Source organism: Sagittula sp. NFXS13, from assembly GCF_040148795.1.
GTDB lineage: Bacteria > Pseudomonadota > Alphaproteobacteria > Rhodobacterales > Rhodobacteraceae > Sagittula > Sagittula marina.
On the sequence record NZ_JAGEMH010000001.1, the window covers coordinates 644,834 to 659,241 of the forward strand.

13 protein-coding genes are annotated in these 14,408 nt (G+C 61.6%); 7 read left to right on the top strand and 6 right to left on the bottom strand.

Features of this window, described 5'->3' with window-relative positions; translation table 11 throughout:
• Positions 1-10: 10 nt before the first annotated feature.
• From J4E08_RS03080 to J4E08_RS03090, 3 genes are all read right to left on the bottom strand, one after another.
• A complete protein-coding gene (locus tag J4E08_RS03080) occupies positions 11-877 on the bottom strand; it encodes a DMT family transporter (protein ID WP_183964482.1) in 867 nt (288 codons plus the stop codon).
• A 94-nt stretch (positions 878-971) separates the two neighbouring features.
• On the bottom strand, positions 972-2,840 hold the full coding sequence (locus tag J4E08_RS03085; protein ID WP_349537241.1) for a phosphatidylglycerol lysyltransferase domain-containing protein: 1,869 nt from the start codon (positions 2,838-2,840) through the stop codon (positions 972-974).
• Between the two features lie 205 nt (positions 2,841-3,045).
• On the bottom strand, positions 3,046-3,363 hold the full coding sequence (locus J4E08_RS03090; RefSeq protein WP_183964486.1) for a DUF1476 domain-containing protein: 318 nt from the start codon (positions 3,361-3,363) through the stop codon (positions 3,046-3,048).
• A 215-nt stretch (positions 3,364-3,578) separates the two neighbouring features.
• On the opposite strand from J4E08_RS03090, the gene purC reads away from it, so the two are divergent.
• The 7 genes from purC to J4E08_RS03125 all read left to right on the top strand — a co-directional run bounded on the left by purC (position 3,579) and on the right by J4E08_RS03125 (position 11,640).
• Positions 3,579-4,340, top strand: coding sequence for a phosphoribosylaminoimidazolesuccinocarboxamide synthase (gene purC / locus J4E08_RS03095; protein ID WP_183964488.1), 762 nt, complete (start codon positions 3,579-3,581; stop codon positions 4,338-4,340).
• 142 nt (positions 4,341-4,482) lie between these two features.
• The gene (gene purS, locus J4E08_RS03100) at positions 4,483-4,713 is read left to right on the top strand and encodes a phosphoribosylformylglycinamidine synthase subunit PurS (RefSeq protein ID WP_183964956.1); all 231 of its coding nucleotides are present in this window, start codon (positions 4,483-4,485) and stop codon (positions 4,711-4,713) included.
• A 263-nt stretch (positions 4,714-4,976) separates the two neighbouring features.
• Entirely contained in the window at positions 4,977-6,797 is a 1,821-nt protein-coding gene (locus J4E08_RS03105; protein ID WP_349537242.1) for a methyl-accepting chemotaxis protein, read from the top strand.
• A 133-nt stretch (positions 6,798-6,930) separates the two neighbouring features.
• Positions 6,931-7,596, top strand: coding sequence for a phosphoribosylformylglycinamidine synthase subunit PurQ (gene purQ, locus J4E08_RS03110; RefSeq protein WP_349537243.1), 666 nt, complete (start codon positions 6,931-6,933; stop codon positions 7,594-7,596).
• Positions 7,597-7,633: 37 nt separating this feature from the next.
• Positions 7,634-9,391 (top strand): sensor histidine kinase, encoded by a 1,758-nt coding sequence (locus J4E08_RS03115; protein WP_183964492.1) that lies wholly within the window; start codon positions 7,634-7,636, stop codon positions 9,389-9,391.
• 8 nt (positions 9,392-9,399) lie between these two features.
• A complete protein-coding gene (locus J4E08_RS03120; protein WP_349537244.1) occupies positions 9,400-10,734 on the top strand; it encodes a sigma-54-dependent transcriptional regulator in 1,335 nt (444 codons plus the stop codon).
• A gap of 135 nt (positions 10,735-10,869) precedes the next feature.
• Positions 10,870-11,640 carry a sulfite exporter TauE/SafE family protein gene (locus J4E08_RS03125; protein ID WP_349537245.1) on the top strand — a complete coding sequence of 257 codons (771 nt, stop codon included), beginning with the start codon at positions 10,870-10,872 and terminating at the stop codon, positions 11,638-11,640.
• A 92-nt stretch (positions 11,641-11,732) separates the two neighbouring features.
• Here the strand turns inward: J4E08_RS03125 and J4E08_RS03130 are convergent, their stop codons facing one another.
• Genes J4E08_RS03130 through J4E08_RS03140 form a run of 3 tightly spaced genes read right to left on the bottom strand, consistent with a single transcriptional unit; the run spans position 11,733 to position 14,403 of the window.
• Complete coding sequence (locus J4E08_RS03130) at positions 11,733-12,812, bottom strand: methyltetrahydrofolate cobalamin methyltransferase (protein WP_349537246.1); 1,080 nt, start codon at positions 12,810-12,812, stop codon at positions 11,733-11,735.
• Entirely contained in the window at positions 12,809-13,477 is a 669-nt protein-coding gene (locus J4E08_RS03135; protein ID WP_349537247.1) for an HAD family hydrolase, read from the bottom strand. Before J4E08_RS03135 ends, J4E08_RS03130 begins: the two co-directional genes overlap by 4 nt.
• Entirely contained in the window at positions 13,474-14,403 is a 930-nt protein-coding gene (locus J4E08_RS03140; RefSeq protein ID WP_183964502.1) for a methylenetetrahydrofolate reductase, read from the bottom strand. Before J4E08_RS03140 ends, J4E08_RS03135 begins: the two co-directional genes overlap by 4 nt.
• Positions 14,404-14,408 lie beyond the last annotated feature (5 nt).

Genomic DNA, 14,408 nt, shown 5'->3' on the forward strand with positions numbered 1-14,408 from the left:
AAAAATCGGCTTACGCGCGGCGCGCACGGGTCTCGTATCTGATGTTTGCGTAATTCGCAGCAAATATCACCGCCGCGCCAAGCAGAACCAGCGGGTCCAGCGGTTCCTGGTACAAGATGATTCCAACCAGGGCGATCACCGGCAGCCGGGCAAAATCAATCGGCATCACAACCGTGGCCGGCGCCAGGCTGAGCGCTGTCGTCAAACAGAAATGCGCCACCAGCCCCGCAAAAGCGATCAACGCGACCCAAGGCCAGCTTTCGGCGGCAGGCAAGGCGATATCCCCGTCGATCCCGGCACAGATCAGACCAAAGGTTGCCTGCGTCACCGTGAGCCAGAACAGGATGCAGGTGATGGTTTCGGTCCTGGTCAGCAGCCGGGTAAAGACCGCCGATCCCGCAAATCCGATTGCGGCCAGCGCCGCGGTCAGTTGCCCGAACTCCAGCGTGTCGGGGGAGGGGCGCGTGACAATCAGAATGCCGATGAATCCGACGACCGCTGCAAGGATCCGGTTCTTCGTCAGCCGCTCGCCAAGGATCAGCGCGCCCATCAGCATCACCCAGAAAGGCGACGTGAATTCCAGCGCGAAAACCTGTGCCAGAGGCAGCACGGTGATCGAATAGAACCATAGGTTCTGCCCGGAAAAGTGAAACAGATTGCGCACGACTTGCAGGTGCATTGACCGGGTGGTGATCTGCTGTCTGGTCCGTGCAAGCGAGGCTGCGACAACAACAAGCACCACGCCGATAAGCGACCGATACAACATGATTTCAAACGTATCGAGGTCGATGCTGACCGCGCGTCCGGCAATGGCCATGGTCGTAAAAGAGGCGATAGCCCCTGTCATCCAGAGGCATCCGCGCAGTGTATCGTTCATTGTCGGCTCGTTCGCATGAGTGGTGCGCGCATCTGGTCAGAGCCGGGTCTGAATGTCCACCGCTTGTGCGACAAGCCGCCCCTTTTTCAGTCCCTTAGCCGGCTCTGACCAGATCATGCTGCGCGACATCCTCGGGCGTGGGTCCCAACAGCGGCGTGACGAGAGCGTCCAGATCCCAGATATCCTGCTGGCTGCGCGGCAGCGGCGCCGGGGTGAGGATGCCCTGACGGATGTCCGCCGCGCATATCGCCAGCGCCAGCGCGTTGGGCGCGCCGATATACAGGGACCGCCAGCGCGGCGCAAAGCTGGTCTTGAAGCGCGCCAGTCCGGCACAATCCGCGATCCGCTTGGGCAGCGACGGGTGGGGCAGGGCGGCAAGGCTCACCTCTGCCAACCCCTCGGCACGTGCATGGTCGATCACCGTCTGGATGAGACCGTGCATGGTGCCTTGCGGCAGGTCCGCCGTGTGTCGCAGCACATCCAGCGAGAGGGCATCTCCCGCCTGCAACCAGCTTGTGAACGCCACCAGTTCCCCATTCAGCCACGCGCCGAACATCGGTTTGTCGCGCAGGAACAGCGGGCAGAACCGCCCCATGGTCAGACCACGCTCCGCGCCGTGAAAATCTTCCCAAGCGGTGTGAATCTCTGTCATGCGCTCCCAGTCGGGCGTGGTGATCGGGCCATAGGTTACGCCTTCCTTTTCAGCTTTGCGCAAGAAACGGCGCAACTGTCGGTGCTCTGGCCCGTCCAGTGCATGGCGGGCCGGATCAATCACCGCCTCCACTGCAAAGGGCGCCACATGCCAACCCGCGCACCGGGCCTCCGCCGCATCGCGGGCGGTGAGTTTATACAGGCAGGCCAAGCGGTTTTCGGATCGCGCGACACGGCGCAGCTCTGGCAGCAGCGCGGACAGGCGGCCTTCGGTCGCGCCAAGAAACAGCGTCAACGCCTGCGGTGTGCGCAGCGCAACCCCCTCGGCGGACAGTGTCGCGATGGCCGCATGGTCGTTCTGCGCGGCAATTCCGATCTCCGCGCGCGCGCCGGTCAGCTTGGCGTCCAGCGGCGGCAATTGGCGATGACTGTGGGCGGGCATCAGCAGGGCCCAGGCCGCACCCGTCACACAAGGAATCGCGTAATAGATGACGCGAAAGGCAATCAGCGCCGCCGCCAATTCGGGAGAGGCCGCCCCAGGCATCACGGTGACCAACGCCAACTCGAACGGGCCGACGCCACCGGGTGTGCCGCCAATCATCCCCGCGCCAAGCGCCAGAGTGAAGGCTGCGATCAAGACCGACAGGCTGGGCGCGATCTCCGCCGGCAGCAAGACATGCAGCGCGGTCCCGGCAAAGATCACGTCCACAGCCGCCAGCGCGGTCAGCGTCAGAAAGGCGGACACCGAAGGAAGGTCAAACCGCCGCCCCAGCATCAAAAGGCGCGGCGTCCGCAGCAACAGCGCGCAGGTTGCGGTCAGCCCCAGAGGGAACATCAGCAGCGACAGCCAGCCCACGCCCGACACCACGGGCAACGCCACGCTGATGGCGATCAGCCCCCAGGCGGCAAAAAAGCTCAGCGTGACAAAGCCGGTGATCTTCAGCACCGTCGCATGGCCGAGGCTTGGCATCATGCGCCAACGCAGCGCCGCGCCCACCGCAGGGCCAAAACCGGTGGTCTGTCCGACCGCGATAGCTGCGGCGCCCGCATTGCGCGCCACGCGGGAGTCCACGCCCGTGCGCAGATGTCGATGCGCCACCACGTCGTATTGCGCCACCGCCCAGAAGCTCGCGGCAGAGGCCAGCGCCGCCACGCCCCACGCCAGCATCGAAATATCGCTGAACGCGGCCTTCACAGCCAACCACTCAAGCGTCTGCGCCTTTTGCCAAAGAAGCAGCAGCAAGAGGCCACCGGCAACCGTGGGAAGGGTGCGTCGCGCGAAATCTGACGCCTGGGCGATGTGTTGGTTCAAGGCACCTGCTCCAATGTCTCAGCTTCTATCCTGAGCGTCGGAGGTAGGTGGCAGAGATTAACGCCCCCTTTGGAACCTGGAACGGTTTAAGATAATGGCAGGGCAGGGTTAACGCTACCACTGCAAAACCCGATACGCCGCCCACGCGAAAAAGGCGCGCTCCGTGTGGACCGCGCCTTTTCTGGTATCGGTAAACCGTTAGGGCTTACTTTGTCTCGGTCATGATCTGCTCTTTGGCGACGGCGATCAGCGCGTTCCGTTTGGCGCGAATCTCGTCTTCGGTCGCCTTGTCGCCCAGATCGGCCACAACTTTTCGGATCACGTCGTCATGGCCCGCTTCCTCGAAGTCGGCCTTGACCACTTCGATGGCATAGGCGTTGGCGTCATCGCCGGTCTTGCCCAGAATCTCTGCCGCCCACAGGCCCAGCAGCTTGTTGGTGCGTGCCTCTGCCTTGAACTGCATTTCCTGATCGTGGGCGTACTTGTTTTCGAACGCGTTCTCGCGGTCGTCGAAGCTGGTCATCTGTCTCGCTCCCTCGGGAATAATGTCGCAATAACGTATGCCGTTCCCCGCGCGCGGGCGCAAGCGCCGGTTGCCCGCTGCGGCATCTGCGACAGGAGCGGTCGCGCGCGCGCCGACCATACGTCAAAGGCTTGCAGCATCCGCGCTTTGGCCGTAAAAGGCCCCTAACACCGCGCGTTTTCCGCGCGGTTTTTACCGTTTGTGAAAGGGCCCTCATGGCACGGCGCAAGAAAATTTACGAAGGCAAGGCAAAAATCCTGTACGAAGGGCCAGAGCCCGGCACGATCGTGCAGTATTTCAAGGATGACGCCACCGCTTTCAACGCCGAAAAGAAGGACGTGATCGAGGGCAAGGGGGTGTTGAACAACCGCCTGTCCGAATTCTTCATGACCGGATTGAACAACGTCGGCGTACCGACGCACTTCCTCAAGCGTCTGAACATGCGCGAACAATTGGTGCGCGCCTGTGAAATCATCCCGCTGGAAATCATCGTTCGCAACTATGCGGCCGGCTCTTTGTCCAAACGTCTGGGCATCGAGGAAGGCACCGCTTTGCCGCGTCCGATCGTCGAATACTGCTACAAGGATGACAAGCTGGGCGACCCGCTTGTGACCGAAGAGCATATCGCCGCCTTCGGTTGGGCCTCGCAGCAGGACATGGATGACGTCGTGGCGCTGGCCTTGCGGGTGAACGATTACCTCTCCGGCCTGATGTACGGCGTGGGAATCAAGCTTGTCGATTTCAAGATCGAGATCGGTCGCGTCTACGAAGGGGACTTCCAGCGCCTGATCGTCGCGGACGAAATCTCGCCCGACAGCTGCCGTCTGTGGGATCTGGAAACCGGCGAGAAGCTGGACAAGGATGTCTTCCGCCACGATCTTGGCAATCTTGCGGATGCTTACACCGAGGTGGCCAAGCGGTTCGGCGTCATGCCGAAGAACGCGACCCACAACGCCAAGCCGACGCTGATCAACTGAAGCGCGACGGCATTTCATGCGCGAAAGCCGGCCTTTGTGGTCGGCTTTTGTGTGTCTGGAGGGGGGAACCGGTGGCTTTCCCCTTGCAAAAAGTCGGCCGATGCGGTTTTTGCGCGGCAACATTGATCCCGGAGGAATGGCGATGAAAGTCCGCGTGCACGTGATGCTGAAGAACGGAGTTCTGGACCCGCAGGGTGAGGCCGTGCGACACGCATTGGGCGCGCTCGGCTTTGAGGGTGTAGGCAGCGTGCGTCAGGGTAAGGTCATTGAAATGGAACTCGCTGACGACACCTCCGAGGCAACCATCGGTGAAATGTGTGAAAAGCTGCTCGCCAATACGGTGATCGAAAGCTACCGCATCGAGACGCTCTGATCCTTTATCTGCGGCACTTCGCTCGTTTCGGGCGCATTTTCGGTATTCCGCTCTGACCGGAGGGATGGTGGAAACCAACTCTTAAAGGTCTGTGTGGCATCCCCCTTGCGACAAGCAATGAGAGGGACGTCATGCGCCGCCTAGGGAAAAACCTTAAAGTAACCCTTGCCGCCGGGATAGCTGTGCTGCTTTTGCTGGTGTGCGCGGGCATGCTCCTGGCTTTCGACATACAAGGCCGGGCCAGCGCGGTGAAAAACGCGCAGATGAAACAGAATACTTCTCTGCGCATTTTGGCAGATAAGTTCGCATCTCAGTTTCCGGGCGTGACCTACACTTTGGATGCTGACGGAAACGTGGACGAGGTGCGCTGGACCGGGCTCGAAGTTCCTCAAGGCCATGACTTGATTGATTCGGTTGGCCGGGTGTCTGGTGAGACTGCGACGCTTTTCGAATGGGTCCCCGAAGAAGGAGACTTCATTCGTCGTACCACGAACATCGTGAAGCCCGATGGTTCGCGCGCTGTTGGAACGTGGCTGGGTAAGGAAAATCCAGTACACGCCATTATGATGGACCGTCAGACCTTCAGGGGCCAAGCAGTCATTCTCGGCAAACCGTATTATACTGTCTATCAGCCGGTCCTCGATGCACAGGACAACGTTGTCGGAATTTTCTACGTCGGTGTCGATAAAGCCGTGGTCGACGGCCAGATCGCCAATCAGCTGGTGACCGAGCTCATCGTGGCTGGACTGGCATTGATGTTCGGTCTTGTGTTTTTGATCGGCCTGCTGACATGGTCCTTGCGGCCATTGAAAGCAATCTCGGGCCGCCTGCAGGGTATGGCCGAGGGTGATCTTGAACATCCGGTTCCGCATACCGATCGCTCGGACGAGCTCGGCATGACTGCGCGCGTGGTGGAAACCTTCCGAGACCAGCTTGCCGCGGCAGCCGAAAGCGAAGCGTCCAGTGCACAGCAGCGAGTGGCGCAGGAAAAGGTTGTTGCAGCTCTGCGAAAGGGGCTGTCAGCCCTGGCCGATCGAAACCTGACGGCGCGGATCGAGAAGGAGGGCTTTCCACCGGAATACGAAGCATTGCGGCGTGATTTCGATAAAGGGGTCGAAAGCCTCGCCGATGCGCTTGCCAAGGCCGAAGGGGTCGCCTCCAGTGTGCGTTCCTCCGCGGCGGAGATCGGGACCACGTCCGACGAACTTGCGCGCCGTGTCGAAATGCAGGCCGCGACGCTGATGCAATCCGCCGAGGCGTTGAATGGCCTGACCGCAACCAGCCAGGACATCAAGAAGAACGTCGACCAGGCGGATGAATTGGCGCGCAAATCCCGCCAGCTCTCGGACGAAAGCAGGCATGTGGTGCAGGACGCCATTTCCGCGATCAACCGCATCGAAGAAACCTCAGACAAGATCAATCAGATCATCTCGGCTATCGACGACATTGCTTTCCAGACAAATCTTCTGGCGTTGAACGCCGGTGTCGAGGCCGCCCGCGCCGGATCGGCAGGCAAGGGCTTTGCGGTGGTCGCCTCCGAGGTGCGTGGCCTCGCTCAAACGGCAGCCAATTCGGCGCAAGAGATCAAGGCGCTGATTACCGCCAGTGGCGAAGAGGTGAGCGAAGGCAGTCGTCTGGTGCAAAAGACCGGAACGTCGCTCTCCGAGGTCCAGACCCAGGTGGAAAGTCTCGGGCAACTGATCTCCAACATCGCGGGCGCTGTGCGTGAGCAAACCGAAGGTCTCGCTGACATCAACGACGGCGTGCAACGTCTTGAAGGTGCGACACAGGAGAATGCCGCCATCGTCGAGGAGCTCAACGCCTCCGGTCAAAGCCTGAACATCGAGGCGGAGCGGCTCACTGACACCATGAGTGTCTTCCAGCAAAAAGGCACGGCTGGCAACTGGGATACGCCGGTCGCCAAGCCAGCGCCCAAACCCAAAGCGCCTGAGCCGCCTGTCGAGAAAAAGGCAGTCAATGCCCCGGCGCCCACTCCCGCAAAGCCACCTGCTGCGTCATCCACATCCGCCTCTCCACGGCCATCAAGTCTCAGCAGCAACAGCGATTGGGGGGAGGAGTTCTAACCTTCGCCGAGCATAACCTCCACGTCCCCCTGTCATCTTTAAACTTCTGTGCTAAAGCAAGCGCGCGCGGCGACTCGCCGCCCGCCTTCTGGGACAAGGGCCGTTTGCCCGCCGTTGAAAAAGGACTGCGCAGATGAAAGCCGCCGTGATTGTCTTCCCCGGGTCGAATTGCGACCGCGATATGGCCACCGCCTTTGAAAACGCAGGTTTGCAGGTGGAGATGGTCTGGCACAAGGACAGCGCATTGCCAGAGGCCGTCGATATCGTCGGTGTGCCGGGCGGCTTTTCCTTTGGCGACTATCTGCGGTGCGGGGCAATCGCCGCGAACGCGCCCATCGTGCACGCGGTCAAGGCGCATGCAGACCGGGGCGGCTACGTCCTTGGCGTCTGCAATGGGTTACAAGTATTGACCGAAACCGGTCTGCTGCCGGGCGCTCTTCTACGCAACGCAGGATTGAAATACATTTGCCGTACCGTGGGCCTGAAGGCTGAAGGCGCGTCGATCTACACCGACGGCTACGGCAGAGATGTCGAGATTGCGCTGCCCATCGCCCACCACGACGGTAATTACTTTGCCGACGATGCGACGCTGGACATGCTCGAAGGCGAAGATCGAGTCGCTTTCCGGTACACTGACAACCCGAACGGGTCTGCTCGTGACATCGCCGGTGTCTTGTCAGAAAATCGCCGCGTGCTCGGCATGATGCCGCACCCCGAACGTGCGTCAGAAGCCGCTCACGGCAACGAGGATGGTGCGCGTCTTTTCGCCCATCTCACCAACGCTCTGACCACAGCCTGACTTGAGACCACAAGACGGGCGGCCTATCCTACGTTTCATGGCATCCGCCCGTAACACGACACGCTTGCGCCGCGCAGCCCCCATCGGGGGCCGTGCACGTGTGGCCCTTGTCTTGCTGTTAATTGGCGCCGTTGCCACCGTCTGGGTCACCAACTGGTTGCTCACGGACCGCTTTACCGAGACGACGCGCAATCGTGCTGAACTGCGCCTGGCACTTTATTCCGGCAACCTGATCTCAGAGTTGCGTCGCAACGCCATCGTGCCAGAGTTGCTCGCCCGCGACAAAGCGCTGTTGGATGCTCTGAATGCCGAGGATTTCGCTCAAAGCTCTCAGCGGCTCATTTCTTTTGTGGATGAAATCGGCGCGGCCAGCCTGATGTTGCTCGACCGTGAGGGGCGCTCCGTCGCCGCGACCGACCGCAACCGACTGGGTGAAAGCCACAACAACGCGCCGTATTTCGTCGATGCCGTGCGCGCCAATACAACCGTTTTTACCGAAATCGCGCGCGAGGCGGGCGGCTATCGCTTCACGTATTCCCGGCGGATGGAAACGGCCGGCGACACCGTTGGCGTCATCATGGTCGAGGTGGATCTGGCAAAGTTCGAACGCGCCTGGGCCGGGATCTCCGACGCGGTCATGGTGACCAATTCCGACGGCATCATCGTGCTGGCGACGGAGCCGAGGTGGCGTGGCCTGACGCCGACAGAGGCGCTCGGCCCGCCTGAGGACGGCGCCATCGAACGGCTCATCGCCTCCGCCGCCGACTGGACCGCTACCACCGCCGACGCCTACCTGCGTGGCGAGGCCGTCATGCGGATCGACGGACGTATCCCGTTCCGCGGCTGGACCCTGTCCACGTTTACCACCTACAGCAGTGTTCGCGAACGGGTGAATGCTGTGCTAGCGCTGGAAATCATGGGCTTTGCCATCCTTGCAGCGCTGATGTTCTACGCGCTGTCGCGCAAGAATGCCGTGCGTATGGCTCTGTTCCAGCGTGAATCCAACGAGCTGCGCGCCCTCAACGCCCGTCTGCAACGCGAGATCGCCGAGCGGGAGAAGGTGCAAAAGAACCTTGCAACGGCCGAACAATCGCTCGCGCAATCCTCCAAACTCGCCGCCTTGGGGGAAATGTCGGCCGCTGTGGCGCATGAATTGAACCAGCCGCTTGCCGCGATGAAAACCTATCTCGCGGGGGCGCGTCTGCTGTTGAACCGCAACCGCCCAGAAGAGGCGCTGACCGCATTTCACCGCATCGACGACCTGATCGAACGCATGGGCGCGATCACGCGACAGTTGAAAGGGTTCGCCCGTAAGGGTCAGGAATCATTCACACCTTTCGACATGGGGGACGCGCTTGCGTCGAGCCTGTCGATGATGGAACCGCAGTTGAAATCGCGCCGCGTGAAGATCACGAAGATCATGCCGGACGATCCTGTGCGCGTCATCGGGGACCGGATGCGGATCGAGCAGGTTCTGGTCAACCTCTTGCGCAATGCGCTGGACGCCACCAAGTCTGTGGAAGATCCGCAAGTTGAGATTATATTGGCAGCAGGTGAGACCGCGACCCTCAGCGTGCGCGACAATGGAGACGGGATCGAAGACCTGGATGCGCTCTTTGAACCCTTTTACACCACGAAGGCGCCTGGCGACGGGACTGGACTTGGCCTTGCGATCTCATCCGGGATCGTGTCGGAGCTCGGCGGACGTCTGACCGCGCGCAACGGCGAAAAAGGTGGCGCGGTGTTTGAAATGCAATTGCCCGTGATGAATGCGGCAAGTGAAGCAGCGGAGTGAAGGCCCATATGGCGAACGCGATGAAGATTGCCATCGTTGATGATGAACAGGACATGCGACAGTCGATCAGCCAATGGCTGGCGCTGTCCGGGTATGACACGGAAACCTTTGCCAGCGCCGAAGAGGCGCTCGGCACTGTTGGGCCTGACTACCCCGGCATCGTGATTTCCGATATCAAGATGCCCGGCATGGATGGCATTCAGCTGCTCAAAAAGCTGATGGGGTCGGATTCCTCGCTGCCCGTGATCATGATCACAGGCCACGGCGATGTGCCGATTGCGGTGGAGGCGATGCGGATCGGTGCGTTTGATTTCCTTGAAAAGCCGTTCAACCCGGACCGCATGTCGGATCTGGCCAAGAAGGCGACCAATGCGCGCCGTCTGACCCTGGACACCCGGCAGCTGCGCCGTGAGCTGGCCGAAGGTGGTCAGATCATGAAAAAGCTGATCGGCGCGTCCCCGGCGATGGAACGTCTGCGCGAGGATATTCTTGATCTCGGCCAGGCCGACGGTCACGTGCTGATCGAGGGGGAGACGGGCACAGGCAAGACCCTCGTGGCGCACGCGCTGCACGCGGTGGGTAGCCGCGCGGGCAAGAAGTTCACCTTGATTTCCTGCGGTGCTCATGACGAAGACACGCTGATGACGCGGCTCTTCGGCCCGATGCAGCCAGATGACACGCGGCTTCCTGCGATCGAAGAGGCCCGTGGCGGCACATTGGTTCTTGAGGACATCGAGGTCCTCTCGGACGCGGCTCAGGCACGTTTGCTGTCCACGATCAACGATCAGGGCAACCCGCCGGAGACGCGCATCGTCGCCATCTCCAACCTGCAAGAGGAAGGGCGCACCTGCGAACAGGCGCTGCGGCCCGACCTGTATTACCGACTTGCCGCGCTCAAGATTGTCGTCCCGCCGCTGCGGGCGCGGGGTGAGGATATCCTGACTCTGTTCACGCGGCTGTCTGAAAGCTTTGCTGACGAATATGGCTGCGATGCGCCCAAGGTCAGCGCACAGGAGGCGGCGCAGCTCTTGCAAGCGCCGTGGCCCGGCAACGTTCGGCAGCTGATCAATCTGGCCGAACGCGCGGTGCTGCAATCGCGGCGTGGGCAGGGGACCATCGCGTCCTTGCTGATGTCGGACCATGATCAGATGCAGCCTGTGATGACCACCGAGGGCAAACCGCTCAAGGAGTATGTCGAGGCCTTCGAACGCATGTTGATCGACAACACCATGCGGCGTCACAAGGGATCCATAGCAGCGGTGATGGACGAGCTTTGCCTGCCGCGCAGAACCCTGAACGAAAAGATGGCCAAGTACGGCTTGCAACGCGCGGATTACCTTTAGTCCTAGACGTTTGGCGAGAGTGCCGACGTCTTTTCGCCCGATGCGAGACACGGCAATCTGGTAAGATGTTGCGGCGGTCCGGACCTTGCGTCCGGGCCGTTTTGCGTAGAGGGTTCCGCTCCGAAAAGAGGTGCCATGGAATTCGTAACCGAGGGGTGGATCACCGCGCATTGGGGCGGCCTGGTCTGGTGCGCTTTGGCGCTGATGATGGGCGGGATATTGAAGGGCGCGACCGGGGCAGGTGGGCCAGTGGTCGCTGTGCCCGTGATCGCGTTGTTCTTTGATGTGCCGACGGCCGTGTCGGTGATGGTGCTGCCGAACTTTTGCACCAACCTGCTGCAAACGATCAGCTATCGGAGCTCCCTGCCGGGAGGGGCTTTCGCGTGGCTGTTTGCCGGGGGTGGACTGGTGGGCGCGTGGCTGGGAACGGTGATGCTGGCGCATGTGGCCCCGCATATCCTGCTGATGATGGTGGCCATCATGGTGCTGCTCTACGTGGCTTTCCGTCTGGCGCGACCGGATTGGACCTTGGGGCGTGGGACGGCGGATCGCACGGTGCTGCCTGCCGGGGTTCTGGCGGGTGTCTTGCAAGGGGCGACGGGATTGAGTGCGCCTGTGTCCATCACGTTCCTCAACGCGATGAGATTGGAGCGGGTGGTCTTTGCCGCGACCATCAGTCTGTTTTTCCTGGCCATGACCTTGATCCAGATCCCGACGATGATCTGGTACGAGCTGCTGACCCCGGTGCGTGCGCTGGCCAGTGCGGCGGCGCTGGTGCCCTTGATGGGGGCGATGCCACTGGGGGCCTGGCTGGCGCGGCGGCTGGACAAGGCGACCTTTGACCGGGTGATCCTTCTGTTGCTGACCGTCATTGCCCTCAAGCTTCTGGCAGACATCTTCCTATAGCAAAACGGCGCCCGCTGGGGCGCCGTTCGGGGCTGATTTGTGAAAAATTGTCAGCCGCAACTATTTAACGATTTCTTAACCATCAGCCGAAGTTACCGGCGACGACGCCCACCGGTGCGGCCCGCGCGACCGCGGCCTTCCTGGCCGGCCTTGGGGGCTTGCTTGTTGAACTCGATCCAGGCGCCACCGCCGCCGTCCTGGTTCATCAGAAGGTTGGCGGCGCGGATGGCCTCCATCTCCTTGCCCGGCTTTGCGGTCGTCGATCCCATGCCAAAGAGGGTGACAAAAACTTCGTCGTCGATATCCTCGGGCAGGATGATACCGGCAGCGGCGATCTCGGCCTTCTTTTCCTCGATCTTCTTGGCGTTGATCGGAATGGCCACCGGGTTCATGATCGCAGAGGTCATGCCCGCGCTCATGGCCATCGGCAGGAACGCGTTGTTCACGCCGTGCCGGTTGGGCAGGCCGAAGGAGATGTTGGAGGCGCCGCAGGTGGTGTTCACGCCCAGCTCGTCGCGCAGGCGACGCACGAGGGTAAAGACCTGGTGCCCGGCGGTGGCCATTGCGCCGATGGGCATCACCAGCGGGTCAACCACGATATCATGCGCGGGGATGCCGAAATCGGCAGCGCGTTCCACGATCTTTTTCGCCACGGCAAAGCGGACGTCGGGATCTTCGGAAATGCCGGTGTCGTCGTTGGAGATGGCCACGACCGGCACGTTGTATTTCTTGACCAGCGGCAGCACCAGTTCAAGGCGCTCCTCTTCGCCCGTCACGGAGTTCAGCAGCGGGCGTCCCTCGGCGGCGGCGAGACCGTTTTCCAGTGCGCCGGGCACCGAGCTGTCGATGCACAGCGGCGTGTCTACGACGCGTTGCACGCATTCGACGAGCTGCTGCATCAGCGTCGGCTCAACGAAGTTGTTGTCGGCGTAGCGTGGATCCTCGGCCATCTTGTTGGAAAAGACGGCACCGGAGTTGATGTCGAGAATGTTGGCACCAGCGGCGGTCTGGGCGATGGCATCTGCTTCGACGCGGGAGAAATCGCCGCGCTCCAGCTCTTCGTTCAGGATCTTGCGGCCCGTGGGGTTGATACGTTCGCCGATCACGCAGAAGGGTTCGTCAAACCCGATGATGGCGGTCTTGGTCTTGGACTCCACAACGGTGCGGGTCATATCACTGTCTCTCCCTTGATACGCTGAAGAAGAGGCTCCAACGCCTTGTCATTGAAATCTTTGAGCGTTTCGATCGCTCCATTGGCGCGCAAGGCGCTGTCGTCGAGGCTGGACCGGATGCCCACGGCCAAGGCACCGGAGGCTGCGGCGGCGCGCATGCCGGAGGGGCTGTCCTCGAACGCGATGCAGCGGTCGGGGGCGATGCCCAGTTGCCGCATGGCCATCTGGTAGGGCAGCGGGTCCGGCTTGCCGCGTTCACATTCCTCGCCGATGATGACCACCTCGAAGGCCTCGCGCAGGCCGATGGCATTCAGCATGGCCTCGGCGTTGACGCGCGGTGCGTTGGTGACGACGGCCAGCCCCCAGCCTTCGACCATGGCGCGTTCCACCAGCCGGGACACACCGGGCATGCCGGGATAGGGCTTGGGCAGGCGCTTGCGGAACTCTGCTTCCTTGTCCTCGGAGAGCTGCTGAGGGTCGCCCGCGTCGGGCATCAGCTCGGCAAAGATGTCGGCGTTCAGGCGGCCGTGGATGTTTTCGAGGTAGAAGTCCTCGGTCACGGTGAGGCCGGTGGGGGCCAACATGTCCGCAAAGACACCCTGATGGATCGTGTCGGTGTCCAGCATGGTGCCGTCGAGGTCAAAAAGCAGAGCGCAGTCAGTCATCTATTCGCAGGTTTCCCGGCGTCGCCGCCGTTGTCGATGGCCCATTGGGCGTTGGTTTTGATGCCGCCCAACGGGAAGAAGTGCACATTTTCAATGCCGAAGTCCGGGTTTGCGGCCTTGTAGGTGGCCAGTTCGGTCAGCACATCGGTGGGCTCGTAGGGCAGCAGAAGCTTGGACACGTCCATCGCACGCTTCTGGAGAACCTTCAACGAGGGGCCGACGCCACAGGCGATGGCGAACTTGATCAGGGTCTGGAGTTTGGCGGGACCGGCGATGCCGATGTGGACGGGCAGGTGGATGCCTTCGGCGTTCAGGCGGTTGACCCACTCGATGATCGGCTTGGCCTCGAAGGCGAATTGGGTGGCCATGGCCATCTTTGCGTCGGTGCGCTCGGAGAAGGACTGTTTCCAATGGGCGGCTTGCATGACGGCGGTGTCGGTGCCGTCGAGGTCGATGTCGCGGTTGCCTTCCGGGTGGCCGGCGACGTGCAGACGCTCAAAGCCCGCCTTGTCGAAGAGGCCCGTTTCCAGCAGCTGCATGGAGCTGTGAAAATCGCCGTGCGGCTCGGACACGCCACCGGCGAGCATCAGGCCCTGTTTCACATTGGCCTCGCCCTGATACATGGCGATCCAGTTTTCCAGCGTGGCGGCGTCCTTGATGATGCGCGCGGGGAAGTGCGGCATGACCGGGTAACCTTCGTCGTTGAGACGCTTGGCGGTGGCGACCATTTCCTCGATCGGGGTGCCCTCGATGTGGGCGATGTAGACGCGGGTGCCCTCGGGCAGGAGGTCGCGGAAATTTTCGACCTTGGCGGCCGTGCGCGGCATCACCTCGATGGAGTAGCCTTGCAGGAAGGCCTCGACAGCGCCGTTCGACGGGCTCAGCCCGCGCTGGGGATCGCGGGTGCGGAAGTTGAACAGAGCCATGAGAG